The 21181-nt window shown below is 74.4% G+C and carries 21 protein-coding genes; 11 read left to right on the forward strand and 10 right to left on the reverse strand.

The genetic code is table 11. From position 1 onward, the window contains the following. Positions 1 to 124: 124 nt before the first annotated feature. The 4 genes from HF526_RS13530 (at position 125) to HF526_RS13545 (ending at position 4460) form a co-directional block, all read left to right on the forward strand. The gene (locus tag HF526_RS13530; RefSeq protein WP_169381768.1) at positions 125 to 1105 is read left to right on the forward strand and encodes a TIGR03617 family F420-dependent LLM class oxidoreductase; all 981 of its coding nucleotides are present in this window, start codon (positions 125 to 127) and stop codon (positions 1103 to 1105) included. A gap of 84 nt (positions 1106 to 1189) precedes the next feature. Then, the gene (locus tag HF526_RS13535) at positions 1190 to 2368 is read left to right on the forward strand and encodes a sensor histidine kinase (RefSeq protein ID WP_338051458.1); all 1179 of its coding nucleotides are present in this window, start codon (positions 1190 to 1192) and stop codon (positions 2366 to 2368) included. Further along, on the forward strand, positions 2356 to 3018 hold the full coding sequence (locus tag HF526_RS13540) for a response regulator (RefSeq protein WP_169381769.1): 663 nt from the start codon (positions 2356 to 2358) through the stop codon (positions 3016 to 3018). The genes HF526_RS13535 and HF526_RS13540 overlap by 13 nt, the downstream gene beginning before the upstream one ends. A gap of 92 nt (positions 3019 to 3110) precedes the next feature. Continuing rightward, the gene (locus HF526_RS13545; RefSeq protein ID WP_169381770.1) at positions 3111 to 4460 is read left to right on the forward strand and encodes a hypothetical protein; all 1350 of its coding nucleotides are present in this window, start codon (positions 3111 to 3113) and stop codon (positions 4458 to 4460) included. Here HF526_RS13545 and HF526_RS13550 read toward each other — a convergent pair. Beyond that, entirely contained in the window at positions 4416 to 4946 is a 531-nt protein-coding gene (locus HF526_RS13550; protein WP_211177159.1) for a hypothetical protein, read from the reverse strand. The two genes, HF526_RS13545 and HF526_RS13550, sit on opposite strands and share 45 nt — an antisense overlap. A 1-nt stretch (position 4947) precedes the next feature. Beyond that, positions 4948 to 6285 (reverse strand): molybdopterin-dependent oxidoreductase, encoded by a 1338-nt coding sequence (locus tag HF526_RS13555; RefSeq protein ID WP_169381771.1) that lies wholly within the window; start codon positions 6283 to 6285, stop codon positions 4948 to 4950. Between the two features lie 176 nt (positions 6286 to 6461). Here HF526_RS13555 and HF526_RS13560 point away from each other — a divergent pair, with 176 nt between their 5' ends. Then, complete coding sequence (locus tag HF526_RS13560) at positions 6462 to 7163, forward strand: response regulator (protein WP_169381772.1); 702 nt, start codon at positions 6462 to 6464, stop codon at positions 7161 to 7163. Then, entirely contained in the window at positions 7154 to 8224 is a 1071-nt protein-coding gene (locus tag HF526_RS13565) for a sensor histidine kinase (RefSeq protein WP_169381773.1), read from the forward strand. The genes HF526_RS13560 and HF526_RS13565 overlap by 10 nt, the downstream gene beginning before the upstream one ends. A gap of 100 nt (positions 8225 to 8324) precedes the next feature. Here HF526_RS13565 and HF526_RS13570 read toward each other — a convergent pair whose 3' ends face one another. From HF526_RS13570 to HF526_RS13595, 6 genes are all read right to left on the reverse strand, one after another. Continuing rightward, on the reverse strand, positions 8325 to 9026 hold the full coding sequence (locus HF526_RS13570; RefSeq protein WP_169381774.1) for a DUF2064 domain-containing protein: 702 nt from the start codon (positions 9024 to 9026) through the stop codon (positions 8325 to 8327). Continuing rightward, positions 9023 to 9676: a glycosyltransferase gene (locus HF526_RS13575; protein ID WP_169381775.1), complete on the reverse strand. Its 654-nt coding sequence runs from the start codon at positions 9674 to 9676 to the stop codon at positions 9023 to 9025. The genes HF526_RS13570 and HF526_RS13575 overlap by 4 nt, the downstream gene beginning before the upstream one ends. A 79-nt stretch (positions 9677 to 9755) precedes the next feature. Continuing rightward, positions 9756 to 10817, reverse strand: a complete 1062-nt coding sequence (locus HF526_RS13580) for an NAD-dependent epimerase/dehydratase family protein (RefSeq protein WP_169381776.1) — start codon at positions 10815 to 10817, stop codon at positions 9756 to 9758. Positions 10818 to 10826: 9 nt separating this feature from the next. Then, positions 10827 to 13424, reverse strand: coding sequence for an AMP-binding protein (locus tag HF526_RS13585; RefSeq protein WP_338051459.1), 2598 nt, complete (start codon positions 13422 to 13424; stop codon positions 10827 to 10829). Positions 13425 to 13483: 59 nt separating this feature from the next. Beyond that, complete coding sequence (locus HF526_RS13590) at positions 13484 to 13933, reverse strand: MSMEG_6728 family protein (RefSeq protein WP_169381777.1); 450 nt, start codon at positions 13931 to 13933, stop codon at positions 13484 to 13486. Between the two features lies 1 nt (position 13934). Beyond that, entirely contained in the window at positions 13935 to 14543 is a 609-nt protein-coding gene (locus HF526_RS13595; RefSeq protein WP_169381806.1) for a hypothetical protein, read from the reverse strand. Between the two features lie 131 nt (positions 14544 to 14674). Here HF526_RS13595 and HF526_RS13600 point away from each other — a divergent pair, with 131 nt between their 5' ends. Next, positions 14675 to 15901, forward strand: a complete 1227-nt coding sequence (locus HF526_RS13600) for an MFS transporter (protein ID WP_169381778.1) — start codon at positions 14675 to 14677, stop codon at positions 15899 to 15901. 24 nt (positions 15902 to 15925) lie between these two features. Here HF526_RS13600 and HF526_RS13605 read toward each other — a convergent pair whose 3' ends face one another. After that, positions 15926 to 16678 (reverse strand): nucleoside phosphorylase, encoded by a 753-nt coding sequence (locus tag HF526_RS13605; protein ID WP_338051460.1) that lies wholly within the window; start codon positions 16676 to 16678, stop codon positions 15926 to 15928. Between the two features lie 98 nt (positions 16679 to 16776). Here HF526_RS13605 and HF526_RS36355 point away from each other — a divergent pair, with 98 nt between their 5' ends. The 3 genes from HF526_RS36355 to HF526_RS13615 all read left to right on the forward strand — a co-directional run bounded on the left by HF526_RS36355 (position 16777) and on the right by HF526_RS13615 (position 19102). Further along, positions 16777 to 16905, forward strand: coding sequence for a hypothetical protein (locus HF526_RS36355; protein ID WP_275403995.1), 129 nt, complete (start codon positions 16777 to 16779; stop codon positions 16903 to 16905). A 333-nt stretch (positions 16906 to 17238) separates the two neighbouring features. Then, the gene (locus HF526_RS13610; RefSeq protein WP_169381779.1) at positions 17239 to 17760 is read left to right on the forward strand and encodes a VOC family protein; all 522 of its coding nucleotides are present in this window, start codon (positions 17239 to 17241) and stop codon (positions 17758 to 17760) included. A 310-nt stretch (positions 17761 to 18070) separates the two neighbouring features. Continuing rightward, positions 18071 to 19102, forward strand: a complete 1032-nt coding sequence (locus HF526_RS13615) for an LCP family protein (protein WP_239028650.1) — start codon at positions 18071 to 18073, stop codon at positions 19100 to 19102. A gap of 40 nt (positions 19103 to 19142) precedes the next feature. Here the strand turns inward: HF526_RS13615 and ku are convergent, their stop codons facing one another. Further along, positions 19143 to 20114: a non-homologous end joining protein Ku gene (gene ku, locus HF526_RS13620; protein ID WP_169381809.1), complete on the reverse strand. Its 972-nt coding sequence runs from the start codon at positions 20112 to 20114 to the stop codon at positions 19143 to 19145. Positions 20115 to 20210: 96 nt separating this feature from the next. On the opposite strand from ku, the gene ligD reads away from it, so the two are divergent. Continuing rightward, positions 20211 to 21131 carry a non-homologous end-joining DNA ligase gene (gene ligD / locus HF526_RS13625; protein WP_211177180.1) on the forward strand — a complete coding sequence of 307 codons (921 nt, stop codon included), beginning with the start codon at positions 20211 to 20213 and terminating at the stop codon, positions 21129 to 21131. Positions 21132 to 21181: the final 50 nt, after the last annotated feature.

Genomic DNA, 21181 nt, shown 5'->3' on the forward strand with positions numbered 1-21181 from the left:
TGCAGCCGCCCGCCGGGGCATCGGCCGCGCGACCCGGCCGACCCCGACCGTCGTCGGACCGGGTACCGACTTCGGTCGGGGGTGTGCGTTGACCCCGGCGCGGCCCGCCGTGTACGACCGCCTCATGAAGATCGATGCCCGGCTCCGGGACGGTATGCGGTACGCGGCCGCCGACGCCCGCGTCGCCGAGGAGATCGGTTACGACGGCGCGTGGAACACCGAGAACCAGGCCGAGCCGTTCCTGCCACTGGCGCTGGCCGCTGAGCACACCGACCGCATCGAGCTGGGCCCGTCGGTGGCGATCGCCTTCGCCCGCACCCCGATGACCGTCGCCTATGCGGCGCTGGACCTGCAGCGCTACTCGGGCGGCCGGTTCGTCCTCGGGCTGGGCAGCCAGATCCGGCCGCACGTCGAGCGCCGGTTCTCGATGCCGTGGTCGCGACCCGCGGCCCGGATGCGCGAGTTCGTGGAGGCGCTGCGGGCGATCTGGTCGGCGTGGGAGACCGGGGAGCGCCTGGAACACCGCGGCGAGTTCTACACCCACACCCTGATGACGCCGAACTTCACGCCGCCGCCCAATCCGTACGGGCCGCCGCGGGTGTTCCTCGCCGCCGTCGGCCCGCACATGCTGCGCACGACCGGCGAGGTGGCCGACGGGCTGCTCGCCCACCCCTTCATCACGGAGCGCTACCTGCGGGAGGTCGTCGTCCCGACCCTGACGCAGGCCCGCGGCACCCTCGACGGGTTCGAGATCGGCCTGTCGCCGTTCGTCGCACTCGATGACGCCGACGTCGAGGCGGTCCGCAGGCAGATCTCGTTCTACGGCTCCACCCCGGCGTACCGCCCGGTGCTCGAACTGCACGGCTGGGGCGAGCTGCAGACCGAGCTGAACCGGCTGTCCAAGCAGGGCCGCTGGGACGACATGGTGCCGCTGGTCGACGACGAGGTCCTGCACGCGATGTGCGTCGTCGGCACCCCGGCCGAGGTCGCGGCCGAGCTGCGCCGCCGCTATGCAGGGGTGGCGCAGCGCATCCGGTTCAACCGCCCGGGGGACACGCCGTCGCCGGATCGGTTCGCCGACCTGGTCGCCGCGCTCCGGGCCTGACCGCCCGCCGGATGCACCGCCGCCGGCGACCACCGACTTTCGTCGGTGGTCGCTGCGGTCGCCCTGGTCCTACTCTCACCGGTCGTGGTCGGCCTGACGAGCTGCGACGCGGAACGGCCCCGGTGCTCGGGGCGCGCGACCGCCCTGATCGTGGTGCTCGTCGCCGTGCTGGTCGCGCTCAACGTGTGCGGCCGGTACCACGCAGGCCGGGCCGGGGACATGCTCGGATTCGAGGCGGCCGTCGGGGTCGCCGGCGTCGCGCTGATGCCGCTGCTGCTGCGTCGCCCGGTCATCGGGGCGCTGGCCCTCGCCGCCCTCGCCGCGCTCTCCCCGGCGGCGACCCCGCCGTCCACCGTGGGCACCCTGTACGTCGCCCAGTCGCGCCGGTTGCCGGCGGCCCTCGGGGTGGCGGCCGCCGGTGTCGCGGCGCACGCGATTCAGGGCTGGTGGCGCCCGCCCAGCGGGTTGTCCTACGCCTGGTGGCTGCTCCTGGTGGTGGTCGGCCACGCCGCGCTGGTCGCCGTCGGAGCGCTGGTGCAGGCCCGCCGGGCGCTCGTGGCGTCGCTGCGGGAGCGGGCCCGGCGGGCGGAGGCCGAACAGGGCCGCCGGGTCGCCGAGGCCCGGGCCGCCGAGCGCACCCGGATCGCCCGGGAGATGCACGACGTGCTGGCGCACCGGCTGTCCCTGGTGGCGACGTACGCGGGCGCGCTGGAGTACCGGCTGGACGCGCCGCCCGAGCAGATCGCCCACGCCGCGGGGGTGGTCCGCGCCGGCGTGCACCAGGCGCTCGACGAGCTCCGCCAGGTGATCGGCGTGCTGCGCGACGACCCCCATGGGACCCGCGACGACGACCACGATGCCGACCACCCGCAGCCCGTGCTGACCGACCTGCCGCGGCTCATCGACGAGTCCCGCGGCGCCGGCGCGCAGGTGCTGCTCGACGACCGGGTGGCGGAACCCGCCGCCGTGCCCGGTGGGGCGGGCCGCACCGCCTACCGGATCGTGCAGGAGGCCCTGACCAACGCCCGCAAGCACGCCGCAGGCCAGCCGGTGCGGATCGCGCTGGACGGCGGCCCGGGGAGCGGCCTGGTCGTCGACATCCGCAACCCGCTGGCCCCGGCCGGCCCGTCCATCGCCCCGGGCTCGGGCACCGGGCTCGTCGGGCTCACCGAACGGGTGCAGCTGGCCGGCGGCCGGCTCGATCACGAGGTGACCCCGGCCGGTGAGTTCCGGCTGCGCGCCTTGCTGCCGTGGCCGGCGTGACCGCCCCGGTCAGGGTTCTCATCGTCGACGACGACGCGCTGGTTCGCGCCGGGTTGACGATGATGCTCGACGGGGCTGCCGGCATCTGCGTGGTCGGCGAGGTGGGGGACGGCACGGACGTGCCCGCCGCCGTCGACGCGCTCGCCCCCGACGTCGTGCTGATGGACCTGCGGATGCCGCGGGTCGACGGGATCGCCGCCACCCGGCGGCTGCGCGCCCGGACGAAGCCGCCCGAGGTCGTCGTGCTGACCACGTTCGACGCCGACGAGAACGTGCTGCGCGCGTTGCGCGCCGGGGCCAGCGGCTTCCTGGTCAAGGACACCCCGCCGGCGGAGCTCGTCGGGGCGGTCCGGCGGGTGGCCGCGGGCGACCCGATGCTGTCCCCGCAGGTCACCCGCCGGCTGATGGACCGGGTGGCCACCGGCGCCGGGGACTACGAGCGCGCCCGGGCGGCCCTGGCCGCGCTGAGCCCCCGCGAGCACGACGTCGTCCTCTGCGTCGCCCGCGGCCGGGCCAACGCGGAGATCGCGGCCGAACTGGGGATGGGTGTCGCCACCGTGAAGGCGCACGTCTCGCACATCCTGACCAAGCTCGATCTGGAGAACCGCACCCAGATCGCCCTGCTGGCACACGACGCCGACCTGATCTGAGCGATCCGGCGATCCGGCGATCCGGTGACGATCCGCGGGACGTCACCCGGCGCCGGCGGCGCGGCACCCCGGACCGTCGTTACCGTGGCGCGGTGCCGGCTCCTGATGCTGTGCGTCCCGCCCCGGTGTCGCGCCGGGCGTTGCGCTGGGATCTCGTCGCCGTCGGGAGTGCGGCCGTCCTCGTCGTCGTGGCCGCTCTCGTCGGCCGGGCACTGCTCGCCGCCGGGATCGACATCTTCCTCGACTTCCCGCCGCTGCTGGCCTCCTGGCAGCCGCACATCGGGCCGGGCACCCCGATCGCGATCGTCACCGCTGCGGCGGTGGTGCTCCACGGGCCCGCGCTCGCGCAGCGGCTGAGCTGGGGGCGGATGCTGGCGGCGGGCTGGGCGGCCGCGGTGGTGTGGACGCTGTCGCTGGCGCTGGTCGACGGCTGGCACGACGGCGTCGTCGGGCGGCTCACCAGCAACCAGGAGTACCTGCACGACGTGCCGCGGGTGACCGACATCGCGGAGATGCTGCGGACGTTCTCCGACCACATCCTCACCGACCGGCCCGGCTTCTGGACCACGCACGTCGGCGCGCACCCGCCCGGCGTGTTCCTGCTGTTCGTGTGGCTCGACCGGATCGGCCTGGGCGGCGGTGGCGCCGCGGGGATCGTCGTCATCCTCGTCGGCGCCTCGGCGTGCGCCGCGGTGGCGGTGGCGCTGCGCGCCCTGGGGGCCGAGGACGTCGCGCGATCCGTGCTGCCGTTCGGCGTGCTGCTGCCCGGTGCCGTGTGGGTCGGGGTGTCGGCCGACGGAATGTTCGCGGGCGTGCTGGCCTGGGGGGTCGCGCTGCTCGCGGTCGGGGCGACGGCGGCGGGACGGCGGGCCGATCTCGCCGCGCTCGCCGGCGGCCTGCTGCTCGGCTACACGCTCTACCTGTCCTACGGGCTGGCACTGGGCGGGTTGCTGCCGCTCGTCGTGCTGGGGGTGACACGGCGCCGGCGGGCCGCGGTGTTCGCCGTCGCCGGGGCTGCGACGGTCGGCGCTGCGTTCACCGCCGGCGGGTTCTGGTGGCTGACCGGCTACCGGGACGTCACGGTCATCTACGCGGCCAGCATCGCCGCGACCCGGCCCTACTGGTACTTCGTGTGGGCCGACCTCGCGGCCGTGCTCTTCGCGATGGGCCCGGCCATGGTGGCCGGGCTGCGCCGGATGGCCGCGGCGCCGCGGGCCCTGCCGGTCGCGGTGGCGCTGCTCGCGGCCGCGGCGCTGGCCGCGATCCTCGCCGCCGACGTCTCCGGGTTCAGCAAGGGCGAGGTCGAGCGGATCTGGCTGCCGTTCGTGGTCTGGCTGACCCTGCCGTGTGCGTTGCTGCCGCGCGCGCAGGTGCGGGCCTGGCTGGCGGCGCAGGCGCTACTCGCGCTGGCCGTGAACCATCTGCTCTTCACCGTGTGGTGACGGCGCCGCGGAGACCCGGCCGGCATGCGCGGCCCGGCCGAGCCGCACCGCGTAGAGCGCGGCGGAGATCGCGAACATGGCGGCCACGAGCAGCAGCCAGCGCGCGAGATAGGGCTGTTGGGTCAGGCCGCTGGCCGCCGTGAAGGTGGCCTCGCCCTGGCGGATGATTCCCGGGAAGAACAGCAGGAACGTCAGCCCGGCGCCCAGCGCCGGCACCCGGACGTAGTTGACGACGGGGACCCGGCGGGGGCGGGCGGGCGCCGTCAGCGGCCGGGCCGCCCGGTCGGCCAGTGCGTAGAGCGGGAACAGCACCAGATCGTGCCCGATCACCGCGCCGGCGAACCAGATGAGGACCCAGGGCCACGACGGGTCCGCGCCGACCCGGAAGGCGGCGTAGCCGGCGACCGCGAAGGCGGCCAGCAGCACCAGCAGGTGCAGCGGGTTGGCCCCGTAGAAGGCCCGGGCGGAGGCGACGACGCGGTGCATCTCAGGCGCTCCTGAAGTCGATCGACCGGACCCACTTGGTGCAGTGCACGCCCGGTAGCGCGGGCACGATGACGCGGGCCGGGTAGCCGTGGTCGGGGCTCAGATCCGCCCCGTCGACCTGCAGCGCGAGCAGCGAGTCCGGGTCGAGTACCTGCCCGGACGTCAGCGTGGCCTGGGCGAACGGGCCCTGCTCGAGCGACCGGACGAACGCCGACGCGGGAGCGGGCACCCCGGCGAGCGCGGCGAGGTCGCGCAACCGCACGCCGGTCCAGTTCTGCGTCGTCGACCAGCCCTCGACACACGCGATCGGCAACGTCGCGGTGTGCCGGGCCATCGCGGACAGCGCGACCCGGTCGAACTGGACGGCCTGCGGTCCACCGGTCAGCCGCAGCCGCCAACCGGGGCCGGTCGCCGCCGCGGTGATGCCCGCCGCGGCGGCCGTCCGGTTGATCGGGAAGCCGTTCGGCCCGGTGCCCGGGTTGCGGCCGCGAGGCAGCAGCAGGGCCAGGTCCCGGGTGCGGCCGCCGACCGTCTGGCCTGCGGTCAGCACGGCCACGAAGACCATGCCGCCGCCGACCAGCGCGAGCGCGCCGCGGCGGCTCATGGTCGCGGGGGCCGGGTCCCGGGAGACGAGCCCGGTCCCGTCGAGGGGCTCGGGAACGGTCCGTGCCAGCGGGGTCCGCAGTTCGGTGCGCAACGACCGGGACCGCAGCGAACGCGCCATCGTGGCGAACTTGAGCGTCACGTGCACCACGAACCCGGCGATGAACACCCAGGCGCCCCAGAAGTGCGCCAGGTAGAAGCTGAACCCGAACACGTAGTCGTACTGGATGTTGAGCAGGCCGGTGACGATCTCGAAGAGCAGCCCGCCGACGAGCATCAGCAGCGAGATCCGCTCCAGCACCTGCGCGAACGAGCGGGCCGGCGGCCACGCGAACAGCTTCGGGATGACCGACCACAGCTTCGCCAGCACCACCGGGATCAGGATCAGGCCGAGCCCGACGTGCAGCCCCTGGGTCAGCCGGAACAGCCACGACGGCCGGGTCGGCCAGTCGAACACCGGCAGTTGCAGCGGGCCGACGCCGGCGGGGATCGCCTGGCCGAACTGCGGGCCGTAGGCGAGGTAGTCGAGCAGCCCGGTCACGATGACCACCGGCAGCCCGATGAGCAGGACCAGGCCGAACACCGACGTCAGCCACGGGCCGCGCAGCGGGCTGTGGAATCGGCTCAGCCGTTCGAGCCCGGGCGGTCTGCTGCGCTCCAGCGTCCGCCACAGACCCGCCGGGAACCCGGGCCCGGTCTGCGGGTCCGGTGCTGCGCGGTGATCGGTCGACGACATGGATCTCCCCGGTTCGGCGCGACGACGGGTGCAGCGCCGACGCTAGAACCGCCCCGGCCCCGGCAGCTGCGCCGACGGCGATCGGTAAGCAAGCCCTAATGTCGCGGGTGCCGGTGGGCCTTACCGTCCGGTGACGACCGCCCCGGACGGCCCGCGCGGTCACTAACCTCGCTCGGGTGAGCGGACGCGTGCTGGTCGTCGACGACGACACGACCGTCCGTGACGTCGTCGGACGCTACCTCGGTGACGCCGGGTACCACGTGGACCTCGCCGCGGACGGGCCGACCGGGCTGCGTGCCGCCCAGGAGCGGCATCCGGACGTGATCGTGCTGGACCTGATGCTGCCCGGGCTCAGCGGCCTGGAGGTGTGCCGGGCGCTGCGCCGCAGCGGCGAGCACCCGCTGATCGTGATGTTGACGGCACTCGGCGAGGAGGACGACCGCGTCCTCGGTCTGGAACTCGGCGCCGACGACTACGTCACCAAGCCGTTCAGCCCGCGGGAGCTGGTGCTGCGCGTCGGCTCGGTGCTGCGCCGCTCGCGGCCCGGCGACGAGGGCGCGGCCGCCGTGCTCACCGACGGCGAGCTGCAGGTCGACCCGGCCGCCCGCCGCGCGGTGCTGGCGGGTACCCAGCTGGTGCTGACCAGCCGCGAGTTCGAGCTGCTCGCCTATCTGATGGCCCACCCCGGCCGGGCGTTCACCCGGGCCGAGCTGCTGGCCGAGGTGTGGGGCTGGGAGTTCGGCGACCAGTCGACGGTGACGGTGCACGTCCGCCGGCTGCGCGAGAAGATCGAACTCGATCCGACCCGGCCGCGGCGGATCGCGACGATCTGGGGCACCGGCTACCGGTACGACCGTGCGGAGAGCCCATGGACGTGATCGAGGAACTGCTGCGGGCGGCGCCGCTGGCGCTGCTGTTCTCGTTGCCGGTCGCACTCGCCGGGGGCCTGCTGCTGCAGCGGATGCGGACCCGGTCGCTGACCGCGGCGATGACGGCGCTGGTGCTGGTCCCGCTGCTGGCCGCGTTGATCGGCGTGCTCGGCGTCAGCGGATTCATGTACTCCCCGCAGCTCGTCGGCACGATCGCGGTGTGCGCGGTGGTCGCGGCGGTGACGGTGCCCGCCGGGCTGCTGCTCGGCCGCCGGGTCGCCCGTGACGCCCTGTGGCAGCGGGAGGCCCGCGAGACCGAACGCCGGGCCGAGGCGTCGCGGCGCGAGCTGGTGGCCGGGATGAGCCACGACCTGCGCTCGCCGCTGGCCGGGATCCGCGGCATGACCGACGCCCTGCTCGACCGTGTCGTCAGCCGGCCCGACGAGGTCACCGAGTACCTGGAGCGGATCCGCCGCGAGGCGATCCGGATGACCGGCATGGTCGAGGACCTGTTCCAGCTGTCCCGGGCCACCTCGGGTGCGCTGCGCCTGGAACCGGCCCGGCTGGCGCTCGCCGAGGTGGTGTCCGACGCCGTCGCGGCCGAGTCGGCGGCCGCCGCGGCCGCCGAGGTCGAGGTCGGGGCCGCGGATCCCGAGAGATGGCCGACGGTGCTGGGCAGCGACACCGAGCTGACCCGGGTCGTGCGCAACCTGCTGGCCAACGCGATCCGGCACACCCCGGGCGGCGGCCGGGTGCAGCTGTCGGCGGGGGCCCGTGACGGCATGGCGTGGCTGTGCGTGCAGGACGGGTGCGGTGGCATCCCCGAGCGCGACCTGGACCGCATCTTCGACGCCGGCTACCGGGGGAGCGCGGCCCGCACCCCCGACGAGAAGTCCGGAGCCGGTCTGGGGCTGGCGATCGCGCGCGCCCTGATGGAGGCCCAGCAGGGGCGCATCGAGGTCAGCAACCACGGGCCGGGCTGCCGGTTCGAGATCGTGCTGCCCCTCGACGACCGGGCGCCCGCCGAGACCCGGTTCGCGATGACGGGTCGATCTGCTGAGGCGGAATGAATTCCGCCGGCCCGTCGCGTATTCGGACGAGCCGGCCCGGGGTGGCGCGGGCGTCGTCGGTGGTGGCCATGGTGCCGACCAGCCCACTGACCGGTTCGCCTCACCCGGCCTCACCGAGCGTGCCCCCCGCGGTCAGGGCAGGCAGCGCGGCCAGGGCGGCGGCGAACCGGGTCGACGGCGCCGAACGGCCGACGACGACCGCGTCCGCGGCGGTGTCCACGTCGGTCAGCTCAGGCAGGGTGGCGACCTGCAGCCCGGCCGCGCGCAACACCCCCAGCGTGCGCTCCCCGGTGTCGGCGCGGGAGGTGGGCACCCCGGCCAGTACGGCTGCCCAGCGCGGATCGCGCAGGCCCAGGGCCCACCAGCCGCCGTCGGCGGCCGGGCCGAGCACGGCGTCGACACCGGGATGCCACAACCGGTCGAGACACCCGGTGAGCAGCGCGGCATCGACCTGCGGGGTGTCCATGCCGAGCAGCAGTGTCGGCAGGCCGGGCAGCAGGGCAGCGGTGTCGGCATGCGCTGCGGCGATGCGTTCGCCCAGGTCGGCGCCTCGCTGGGCGGGGGTGGGCGTGTCGCGTAGCGCCTCGGCCAGCTCGGCGGCGCGCACGGCGTGCTCCAGCCGGCCGGTCAGCGCGACGACGGGCCGGCCGCCGGCGATCCCGCGGACGGCGTCGAGGGTGTCCAGGAATGCGGCGGCCGCGAGGTCGGCGGCCTGTTCGGCCGTGGCGGGAGGGCAGAGCCTGGTCTTGACCCGTCCGGGTTCCGGGGCCTTGGCCAGCACGATCAGGGCCACGCCCCTCACCGGAGCAGCCCAGCCATGTCGCGGACGGCGCGCAGCGTGCCCTTCACCGAGCCGGACACCTTCGACGTGCCGCCGGCGCGCCGGTGATAGGCCACGTCCAGCTCCAGCAGCCGCCAGTGGGCGGCGCCCGCGCGCAGCAGCAGCTCCAGCGGGTAGCCGAAGGCACGGTCGGTGATGCCGAGATCCAGCAGCGCCTGCCGGCGGGCGACCCGGATCGCCGCGATGTCGTGCACCGGGACACCGCGGCGGCGCAGCAGGGCCGCGATCACGGCGTTGCCGGCCCGGGCGTGCCAGGGCCAGACACCCGGTGAGTCGGGGACGCGGCGGCCGACGGCCATGTCGGCCCGGCCCGACCGGACGGCGTCGGCCATCGGCTCGAGCACCGCCGGGTCCAGGGAACCGTCGCCGTCGAGCACGGCGACGAGCTCACCCGTCGCGGCCTCAAGGCCGGCGTGCACGGCAGCGCCGTAGCCGCGCCGCGGTTCGACGACGACCCGGGCCCCGTGGGCGGCCGCCACCGCGGCCGTACCGTCCGTCGAACCGTTGTCGACCACGAGCACCGGCCAGCCGGCGGGCAGCGCGCGCAGCACGGACGGCAACGCGTCTGCCTCGTCGAGGCACGGAAGCACGATCTCGGGGGTGCCCGCCACGCCGAGATCTTCGGGCACCGTGGCCGCTCCGGGTCGGCGAATCGTGCTTGCCGATCGGTGACGTCCCTTTTGCGGCGGGTCACGACCGCCCGGCCGGCTCCCTGAGCGGATCGGTGGCGAACGCGGCCACCCCTTCGGTGAACCCGATCCGGGCGGAGAAGCCGAGCCGGCGCCGGGCCAGTGCGGGATCGGCCACCACGTGCCGCACGTCCCCGGGCCGGGCACCGCCGACGATCACCGGTTCGGGTCCGCCCATCTGTGCGGCGAGCGTGCCGGCCAGGTCGCCAATGGTGTGTGGCTCGCCGGAGCAGACGTTCACCGCGGCGAACCCCTCCGGGGGCGGGTCGGCGGTCAGCGCGAGCGCGTTGGCCGCGGCGACGTCGGTGACGTGCACGAAGTCACGGCGCTGGGCGCCGTCCTCGAACACCCGTGGCGGCTCGCCCCGCTCCAGCGCCGAGCGGAAGATCGACGCGACCCCGGCGTAGGGGGTGTCGCGGGGCATCCGCGGGCCGTAGACGTTGTGGTAGCGCAGCGACCAGACCGAGCCGCCGGTCTGTCGTGCCCAGGCGCCGGCCAGGTACTCCTGGGCGAGCTTGGTGGCCGCGTAGGTGCTGCGCGGGTCCAGCGGCGCGCCCTCACCGACCAGACCGGGCACCAGGTCGCGCCCGCACGCCGGGCACGGCGGCTCGTAGCGGCCGGCGTCGAGGTCGGCGCGCCGGCGCGGGCCCGGCCGGACGGCGCCGTGCTCGGGGCAGTCGTAGCGGCCCTCGCCGTAGACCACCATCGAGCCGGCCAGCAGCAACCGGTCGACCCCGGCGGCATACATCTCCGCCAGCAGCACCGCGGTGCCCAGATCGTTGTGCGCGGCGTACCCGGGGGCGTCCGACGGGTCGATCCCGTGCCCCACCATGGCGGCCTGGTGGCAGACCGCGTCCATCCCGGACAGCAGCCTGCGGACCAGCGCGGCGTCACGCAGGTCGCCGCGGACCAGCTCGTGCCCGCCGCTCCACGGCGCCGGGTGGTCACCGTGGGCCTGCGCAAGCAGGGTGTCGAGCAGCAGCACGTCGTGGCCGTCGGCGGTCAGCCGGTCGGCGATGTGCGACCCGATGAACCCGGCGCCACCGGTGATGAGAACCCGCATCCGCCGAGGCTAGAGCGCCCGGGCGGGGGCGGCCCGGAACGGGCCGACCGGTTCCGCGCCTGACAGCGGCCGTGGACGCCCGCGCCGGCCCAGCACCGCCGCGGCCACGCGGGCGGCCCAGCGGACGATCAGCCAGCCGCCGATCCCGGCCGCCAGACTCAGCACGACGACCACCGCGGGCGGGACGTGCGGGAGCAGCTCGGGGTAGACCGCGTAGTGCGTGAGATAGATGGACAGCGAGGCGCCGGCGAGCAACGCCAGGACCCGCGGGGCCGGCCGCGGCAGCACGATGCGGGGGCGCAGGAGCACCAGCAGCAGGCCGCCGGCGACGATCGCCTCGCGGACCGGGTCGCCGAAGAAGCCCGGCAGGAGCACGAGCACGAGGGCGCCCACCACCGCCCGTTGCGCGGCCGTCCGCGAGCGCCCGGCCAGCCAGCCCAGCGCGAAGATCCACAGCACCAGGTGCAGGCTCATGAAGAGCGCGGAGAACTCGTTGCCGGGGCCGCCGTAGCCGCGAGCCACCAGCGCGACGGCCAGCACCGTCAGCGCGAACCCGAACGGGTGGGCGTGCTCGAAGCGGCGGACGGCCGGGACCGAGAACAGCAGCGCCGCCAGCGCGAGGATCTGGACCAGGCTCTCCACGAACCAGTAATTCCAGAAGCCCGGGTCGAGGTAGGCGTTGAGCAGGGCGATGTTGCGCAACCTGACGTGGTCCTCGGTCGCCGCCAGCCAGCTGATCCACAGGACCGTCGGGACCGCGATGCGGGCGAGGCTTCTGCCGATGCGCCGGGGAAACCCCCACCCCGCCACCGGGACCAGAGTGAATCGCGCGAAGGAGTAGCCGGACAGCGCGAGCAGCAGGTGTGCTCCGCCCAGTACGTGCAGCGCGCCGACGTGGGACGCGACGACCAGGACGATGCTCACGGCGCGGAGCGCGACGGCCGTCTCCATGGCCCGGCCGAACCGCCGCCGGCGCCGGGCCCGCTCCAGCTCCGTGACGGTCAGGACGTGCCAGTCCTCGGGAAGGCAGCCCAGGACGTCCTCGAGCGCCACGGACATCTCCACGTAGGACAGCGAGTCGCCGCCGAGGCTGACGAAGCTGGCGTCGCCGTCGACGTCCGGCTCGCCGAGCACGCGCACGAACACGGCCCGGACCGATCGCTCGCGCGCCCGGCGCAGACGGCCCAGCGCCCGGACCGGCCCCCGGGTGGTGCCGGCGAAGCTTCCGGCATCGGCCCGGGCGCGCTCGCCCAGGGTCCGATAGTCGATCTTGCCGTTGCCGAGCCGGGGCAGTTCGTCGACGGTGATCGTGCGGATGCAGCCGACCGGAAGCCCCAGCCGGGCGCTGACGGTCCGGAGCACGTGGCCGGCATCGGCGCCGGTCACGGCGACGATCAGCCCGTCGTCGGTGCCGGTGCACGCGGCGGTGATGCCCGCGTCCGCGAGGATCCGCTCGACGCGGTCCAGGTCGATCCGCAGTCCGAGAAGCTTGACGAACCGGCTCTTGCGTCCGATCACCTCGTACAACCCGTCCGGGGTCCGGCGGGCGATGTCGCCGGTCGCGAGCACGTCGACCGTGCGGCCCAGCGCGAGATCGGCCGGGCCGTGCGCGTACCCGAGCATGACGTTGGGTCCGCTGTAGACCAACTCGCCCTCATCCGCGCGGCCGGTGGACACCAGCTCGAAGGAGCCGCCCGGCACCGGAACGCCGATCGCGGACGGATGCGAGGCGGTCAGGCCCGGCGGGAGGTACGCCATCCGCGCCGTCGCCTCGGTCTGGCCGTACATGACGAACAGGTCCCATCCCGTGCGCTCGCCGAGTTCGGCGAAGCGCCGCACCTGGTGGGCGGGCAGCCGGCCGCCCGCCTGTGTGACGTAGCGCAGGCTCGGCAGCTCGAGCCGGTCGAAGCCGATGCGGTCGAGCAGGTCGAAGGTGTGCGGCACGCCGTGCAGGCTGGTGGCCCGGTGCTCCCGGAAAGCCGACCAGAAGCACGGATCGACCACGGAGTGCTTCGACAGGATCAGCGCGGCCCCGCACAGCAGGTTGCTGTTGACCACCGACAGGCCGTAGCAGTAGTGCAACGGCAACGACACGACCGCCCGATCGGTGTCCCGGATGCCCAGGTACTGCGCGATCGAGGCCGCGTTCGCCTGCACGTTCGCCGCCGACAGCCGGACCAGCTTCGGCGAGCCCGTCGAGCCCGAGGTGGACAGCAACAGGGCGAGTTCGGGGTGCAGGGTGTGGGCCGACCCCGGACGCCGTTCGTGCAGCTGCCAGCCGCCGGCGGTGGGCGAGAGCACCACATCCGGGTCGTAGGCGGCGACGAGCGCGTCCCGATGGTGCCGGTCGTCGGCCGAGGCGAGCAGCACCGGGTGTCCGCCCTGCAGCGCGGCGAGATAGGTGACGAGCGGTTCCACGTCGTTGGACGCGGCGATCAGCACCAGCCTGCGCACGCTGCCGAGGCGATCCGCCACGTCCGACACCCGCGCCGCCAGTTGCCGATAGCTGATCTCGGTCCCGTCGGGCGCCACGACGGCCGGCCGGTCGCCGTAGGCCTGCAGCTGATGGACGAACGGCACGCCGCGGCTGGACGCAGTTTCACTCACCCTGTCATTACATAAGTGGAGCCTTACTTAAACAAGCGTCATGTGAGGTTCCAGCGGCCTCACACCGGCCAGAAGTAGGGCAGCCTGGGATCGTCGGCGCCGAACAGCGGTTCGTAGTGGGCGACGTCCTTGCGCAGCAGCGCGGCCCGGTGGCTGCGGTGCAGCCGGTCATCGCCGAGCCAGTCCGGGAGCGCGCCGGCCGCGGCGAGCTCGGCCTGCGGCCGCGGCGGTGGCAGGCCCGCCGCGGCCAGCTCGGCACGGATCGAGTCGGCGACGGTGTCGGGCCGGCCGCGCGCGGTCCACTCCGCGCACACGGCCAGCCCGTAGCACGCCACCCCCTCGGCGTGCCCCTCCCACATCCGGACGGCGGGGTGATGCTTGAAGCCGTAGTGATCCCGCAGCAGCGCGCGCAGCACCTGCAGCGCCTCGGCCCGCTGCCTGCCGAGCCGCCGGTCGTCCAGGGCGGCGGCGCTCGCGGCGAAGTCGGGGGAGGGCAGGAAGGTCTGCACGTCAGCCCGGCCGGACCAGCGTCACGACCCGGACCAGCGACGGCGTGCGCGGCGTCGAGCCGAAGCCGAACCGGACCGGCGGCGAGACCGGGGCCAGCGGGCCCTGGTCCGCGCCCTCCCAGCGCACGGCGGCCGAGCGCACCCGGTGCAGATCCAGCGCGGCGTAGAACTCGCTGCGCCCGCCACCGGCGCTGCCGCGGGTGCGCACTCCGGGCAGCACGGCGCGGGCGACCACGTCGATGCCGGTGACCCACCACCGGGCGGTGGCCAGCGGGCGGGGGACCAGGCGCAGCAACCGTCCCAACGGCGGCCGCACGTCGGCGCGGAAGGTGAGGTCGAGCAGGTCGGCGCTCACCCGCCAGTGCGGCCCGTCCACGGTCGCCACGACATCACCGACCCGCACCTCGTCGAACCGGTAGGTACCCGCGACGAAGTCGGCGACGTCCTGGTCCGGGGCGAGCAGCACGCGGTGCCCGTCGGGCTGTTCGAGCATGACGTCGGTGAACGTGCCGAACGGCGAGTGCGGCCAGTGCCCGACGACCACCCGCAGCCCGGCGGCGGTGCCCAGACCGGCGATCCAGCCGTCGAACCGGCCCACGGCGCGCGGCATCTCCAGCACGAATCCTCCCCAGCGGCCCTGCGGGCGGGGCCGCCCGGCCCACCCGTACTACCCACCGTGCACCACGTTCCACTCCCGGTTTCGCGGTGGCGTGCCGCCGATTCCCCAGCGAGACTGCGACGATGGGTGACGCGGCGACGGGGCCGGTGCGGCCCGCCGTGCTACGGCCCGGCGGGCTGCGGCGGGTGCTGGTCGTCCTGTGCGTCACCGAGGTCGTCAGCTGGGGGGTCCTCTACTACGCGTTCCCGGTGCTCACACCGTCCATCGCCGCCGACACCGGCTGGTCGCCGAGCGCGTTGACCGCGGCGTTCTCCGCCGCGCTGGTGGTGGCCGGGCTGGTGGGCATCCCGGTCGGGCGCGCCCTCGACCGCCGGGGCCCGCGCGCGGTGATGACGGCGGGCTCGCTGCTCGCCGTGCCCGCGGTGCTCGGGATCGCCACCGCACGCTCGGTGTGGTGGTTCCTCGGCGCCTGGCTGCTGGCCGGGGTGGCCATGGCCGGTGTGCTCTACCAGCCGGCGTTCGCGGCGCTGACCCGCTGGTGGGCCCCCCGTCAGGTCGTTGCGTTGACCGGGCTGACGCTGGTCGCCGGGCTGTCCAGCACGGTGTTCGCGCCGCTCACGGCCGCGCTGATCGCACGGCTGGACTGGCGGGCGACCTACCTCGTGCTGGCCGTCGTGCTCGCGGTGCTCACGATCCCGCTGCATCTGTTCGGGCTGCGCGGGCCGTGGCCGCCCGTCGCCACCGACCACCCGTACGCCCACCTCGACGGGCCGGGTTCGGTCGCGCGCAGCCGCCCCTTCGTCCTGCTCACGGTGGCGATGACCCTCGCCGCGTTCGCCGTCTACGCGGTGCTGATCAACCTGGTGCCGCTGCTGCTCGGCCGCGGGCTCGACATCGGTGTCGCGGCGCTGGCCCTGGGCCTGGGTGGCGTGGGCCAGGTCGCCGGCCGGCTGTTCTACGGACGGTTGGCCGACGGCACCACCGTCCGGGCCCGCACCGGGCTGATCATCGGGGGGTGCGCGGCCACCACCGGGCTGCTGGCCGTCGTCCCGGGCCCGGCGGCGCTGCTCGTGATCATCTCGATCGTGGTCGGCTCCGCGCGCGGCGTCTTCACGCTGTTGCAGGCGACCGCGGTCAGCGAGCGGTGGGGCGCGGCCCACTACGGGCGGCTCAACGGGCTGCTGGGCGCCCCGGGGATGCTGGCGACCGCGATCGCGCCGTGGGCCGGCTCCGCGCTGGCCGCCGGGCTGGGCGGGTATCCGGCGGTGTTCGTCCTGCTCGCGGGTGTCGCGGCGGTCGCTGCCCTGCTCGCCGTGACCGGTGCCACCCCGCACCGGGCCGGGGGCTGACTGAGCCCTCGGCCAACGGGCCTGCTACAACGCCAGCGCCGCCTGCGCGGCCAACCGGAACAGGCCTTCGCGGGCCTGCCGCGCCGTCGTCCAGCCGCGGTGCTCCCACGCCTCGCCGGCCAGCGAGTCGGCGGCCAGCAGCAGCTGCGCGAACCGCACGCCGCGGTAGCGGGCCACCGCGATGAACGCCGACGCCTCCATCTCCACCACCAGACAACCCTCGGCCCGGCGCCGGTCCACCCGGGCGCGCGTCTCGCGGTAGATCGCGTCGGTGGTCCACGACCGGCCGACGACGTAGGGCACCCCGGCCTCGTCGAGCGTGCAGCGCAGGACGGCGACGCCGTGCGGGTCGGCGTCGATCACCCGCCCCGGCGGCAGGTAGTGGAACGAGGTGCCCTCGTCGCGGATGGCGCTGTCGACCACCACGGCGTGCCCGAGCACCAGCTCCGGGACCAGGGTGCCGGCGCCGCCCACGGCCACCAGCTTGCGGGCACCCATCGCGATGAGCTCCTCGAGGAACATCACCGACAGCGGGGCGCCGATCCCGGGATGCAGCACCGCCAGCCGGCGGCCGTCGACCGCGGTCTCCCACACGGGCGTCGAACCGCGTTCCGACGACAGCCGGGCGATCCGCCGCGCCCCGGCCCCCACCGCGTCGACCACCTCGGGGAAGAAACACAGCACCGCGGTGTCGGGCATGTCGACGGGCCTGACGACGAGATGCGGCTCGATCACGCCGCGCTGGTCCAGGTCGTCCTCGAGCAGGGGGAGATCCACGCCGGGGATCATCCCGCAGGCCCGGCCGGCGCCTCACCCGGACGTGTTTCACGTGGAACAACGCGCGCCGCGGGCCCATGCGCCCACGGTCGGGCCCGATGGCCGAGGGGGACGGCATCGCCCGGCTCGCGGCCCGGCTGGACGCCCGGCTGGCCGGGGCCCGGATCCCGCACGGCGACTTCCGCCGGCCCGGTGGGCCTCGGTCGACCTCGCCGGGCAGCGGATGAGGGAGCGGCGCCCGCGCGGCGCGCATCTGCTGCGGCACGCCGTCGTCGCGAACCCGGGCCGGGTGACCACCCGGCGGCCCCCGCCGCGGGCGCCGGCACCGGGTGCACGGGCGGGCCCGGAGCCCGTGCCTGCGCTGCGAGACGCCGGTCGCGTTCCGGCCCGCGGAGCGCACCCCGCACGGCCGGAGACGTGGTGGTGCCCGCTGCCAGCCGCGCCGACCCCGGTGCGCTGCCGCCCTGTCGGGGGGTCCCGGCTCTCGAACCCGCCATGTGTGTGCATTCGCACGTACCGTGGACGCCCCGCGGTCATCGCATCCGAGGAAGGGAGTTCCGGTGCCACAGCCACAGGGAGCAGAGCTCGAGGCCATCCGCGCGCGGCGCGGCGAGCTGAGGAACAAGTACCTTCGCGAGGGCGCCGCGCGTCCCGCCACGACCGTCCGCGGCGTGCACCACATCGCGCTGATCTGCCGTGACGTCGAGGAGACCATCCGGTTCTACCAGGAGCTCCTCGGGTTCCCGCTCGCCGAGCTCGTCGAGAACCGCGACTACGCCGGGTCCAGCCACTTCTTCTTCGACATCGGCAACCGCAACCTGCTGGGCTTCTTCGACTTCCCCGGCCACGACCACCCGGACTTCCAGGAGACCATCGGCGGGGTCCAGCACATCGCGCTGTCCACCTCCCCCGAGGAGTTCGCCGCGGCGCGCAAGCGGCTCGACGAGGCCGGCATCGACTACCTCGGACCGGACCGCGGCGTCGACAACAGCCTCTACATCCGCGACCCGAACGGGATCGGCATCGAGTTCTACCGCGAGGAGCTCGGGAAGTTCGAGGGCGAACCGCTGCTGCCCAGCTGAGCGCCGCGCCGCCGCCCGTCGTCGGGAGGACGGATCGGCGGGATCGACCGGTCGCCGTGCAACCCGATCGGGGTCTCGCGCGTCCCTTTGGCGTGGGGCGGCTGCGTCACTGCGTAGGGTGACCGTCGATCGCCGGGACGCAGTGGCGCGCCCGCAACGGACCCGACGACACGCCGACGGGGTGGTGTGGAGCATGAACGGTGACTACGGAGGGCCACCGCCGCAGCCCCCGGGACGGGGCGCGCCGCCGCGGCGCGGGCCCGGGCCCGGCTGGGGGCGGCCGCAGCGGCCGCCACAGCAGCGCCCGCCGATGCAGCAGACGGCCGTGCTGGGCCGGGGGCACGGCGGTGCCCCGCCCGTCGTGCCGCCGCCGCGCCCGCCGGTGGCCGCGGTGCCCAGGCGCCGGCCCCGCTGGGGGCGCCGGATCAGGGCGATCCTCATCGTGCTGCTGGTGCTGATCGTCGGGTTCGGGGTCTATCTGGACCAGAACCTGCAGCGCACCGCGGCGCTGCCCACCGACAGCACCACCTCGTCGTCGGGCACGAACTACCTCATCGTCGGCTCGGACAGCCGGGCCGGGTTGAGCGGCGAGCAGGAGCAGCAGCTCGCGACCGGCGACGCCGCCGGCCAGCGCACCGACACGATCATGCTGCTGCACACCGGCAGCTCCGGATCGGTGCTGGTCAGCATCCCGCGCGACAGCTACGTCCCCATCGCCGGGAACGGCACCAACAAGATCAACGCGGCGTTCTCCCTCGGCGGCCCGCAGCTGCTGATCAGCACCGTGGAGGCGGCGACCGGGCTGCACATCGACCACTACGCGGAGATCGGTTTCGGCGGTTTCGTCGGCGCCGTCGACGCGGTCGGCGGGGTCAACATGTGCGTGCCGCAGTCGATCAAGGACCCGAAGGCGGGCCTGGACATCAAGGCGGGCTGCCAGGACCTCGACGGGACGACCGCGCTCGGCTACGTCCGGACCCGGGCCACGGCGGGCTCGGACTTCGACCGGGTCGCGCGGCAGCGCGCCTTCCTCTCCGCGCTGATCGCGAAGGCGACGAGCCCGGCCACCCTGATCAACCCGTTCCGGACGGTGCCGCTGGCGTCGGCGATGACCGGGGCGATCACGGTGGACAACTCCGACCACATCTGGAACCTCGCCGGGCTCGCGCTGGCGCTCAAGGGCGTCTCGGGCGGCGACGGGGTCGCCACAACGGTGCCGGTCGGGTCGACGCCGAACATCGGCGGCCAGGACGTGGTGCGCTGGGACAAGGCGCGCGCGTCCGCGCTGTTCTCCGCGATCGAGAACGACAAGAAGCCGACGGGGTCCGCGCTCGGCCCCTGAGCCGCACCGCCGGTCCGATGCCCGCCCGGACGGGCGGGCATCAGGCCGGCTTGCGGGTGCGCCGGCGCGTCGCCGGCTTCTCCTCGGCGCTCTCGTCGCCGGACTTCTCGGCGGCCGGCTTGCGGGTCCTCTTCGATGCGCCGCCGGAGGCGCTCCGCTTCGTGCCGGACGATCCGGACGACGACCCGGATGCCGCCGAGCGCCGTCGCGCGCCGCCCGACCCGGTGCCTTCCTTCGCGGCCTCGACGCTGCGCTGCAGGGCGCTGAGCAGGTCGGTCATGCTGTCGCCCTCGTCTTCGGCGGGCTTCTCCGCGACCGGCGCCGGTCGGCTGTCGCCGCTGGTGCGCTTCTGCTCGATGAGCTGCTCGACGGCGTCGCGGTACTCGTCGTGGAACTCGGTCGGGTCGAAGTCCGCGCCCAGACTCTCGATCAGCGAGGCCGCCATCTGCAGCTCCTGGGGCCGCAGCTCGACATCGGCGTCGAGGATGTCGAAGTCGGGCTCGCGCACCTCGTCGGGCCACAGCATCGTCTGCAGCACGATGGCCTTGTCCTTGACCCGGAGCAGGGCCAGCGTCTCGCGCTGCCGCAGGGCGACCTTCACGACCGCCATCCGGTCGGTCTCCTTGAGCGCCTCGCGCAGCAACGCGTACGGCTTGGCCGCCTTGGCCTCGGGCTCGAGGTAGTAGCTCTTGTCGAACAGCAGCGGGTCGATCTGGTCGGCCGGGACGAACTCGATGACGTCGATCTCGTGTCCGGTCGCGGTCGGTAGCGAGTCGAGGTCGGTCTCGGTCAGCGTGATCAGCTCACCGTCCTCGGTCTCGTAGCCCTTGACGATGTCGGCGTAGTCGACCTCCTCGCCGTCGATCGAACAGGTCCGCTTGTAGCGGATGCGCCCGCCGTCCTCGGCGTGCACCTGGTGGAACCGGATGTCGTGGTTGGAGGTGGCCGAATAGAGCTTGATCGGCACGCTGACCAGACCGAACGACACGGCGCCGCTCCACATCGCGCGCATGGTTCTGCCTTCCACCCGGATAGTTCGGTTCGTGTCGCGCCGACACTGCATGCACTGCGTGACGACAATTACTGACAGCATGACGGCGTGCAGCCCATGCTCGCCACCCCTGGAGCACTTCCGCGCGGCCCGGAATGGGTGTACGAGGTCAAGTGGGACGGGATGCGACTGCTCGCCGAGGTCGCCGACCGCCGCGCCCGGCTGGTCAGCCGCAGCGAACGTGACGTGACCGGCAACTTCCCGGAGCTGGCCGGGCTGCCCACCGTCGTCCCGGACGCGCTGTTCGACGGCGAGGTGGTGCTGCTCGACGACGGTGTCCCCAGCTTCGCCGCGCTGGCCGACCGGATGCACGGGCCGGTGTCCGTGGCCCGGGCGCAGGCCCGGCCGGTGGTGTTCATGGTCTTCGACATCCTGCGGCTCTACGGCGTCCCGCTGCTCGACCGCCCGCTCGGCGAGCGCCGCGCGACCCTGGAGCGACTGGATTTCCGGTCCGTCCCGGCTGTGCAGCTCTCCCCGCTCTACACCGACGGGGCGGCACTGCTGGAGGCGACCGCGCAGCGCGGGATGGAGGGCGTGGTGGCCAAGCACCGGGACGCTCCGTACCGTCCCGGGCGGCGCAGCTCCGGCTGGGTGAAGGTGGCGCACCGGCTCTCGCAGACGTGCCTGGTCCTCGGCTGGCGCCCGGAACGCGTCGGCGACTCCCGGGTGGGTGCGCTGCTGCTGGGTGTACCCGATGCGGACGGGGCGTTGCGCTATGCCGGCCGGGTCGGTTCCGGCTTGGCGTCCGACACCGTGCAGCGCGTGCTCCGGGAGGTCCTGGATGGACTGCCCTCGACGGACTCGCCGGTCGACGGGCAGGTGCCGCGAGTGGACGCCGCGGGCGCGCGCTGGTGCGAGCCGGCTCTCGTGGTGGAGGTCGTGCACCTGGGCTGGACCGACGGGGGCCGGTTGCGCCAGCCGGTGTTCCGCGGGGTCCGCGCGGATGTCGACCCTGCCGAGATCCGTCGTCATCCCTGATCGCCGCCCGGTCGTGGCCCGATCGGGCAGGTCACTGGCCCCCGCGTGTG

The organism is Pseudonocardia acidicola (assembly GCF_012911935.1).
GTDB classification, from domain to species: domain Bacteria; phylum Actinomycetota; class Actinomycetes; order Mycobacteriales; family Pseudonocardiaceae; genus Pseudonocardia; species Pseudonocardia acidicola.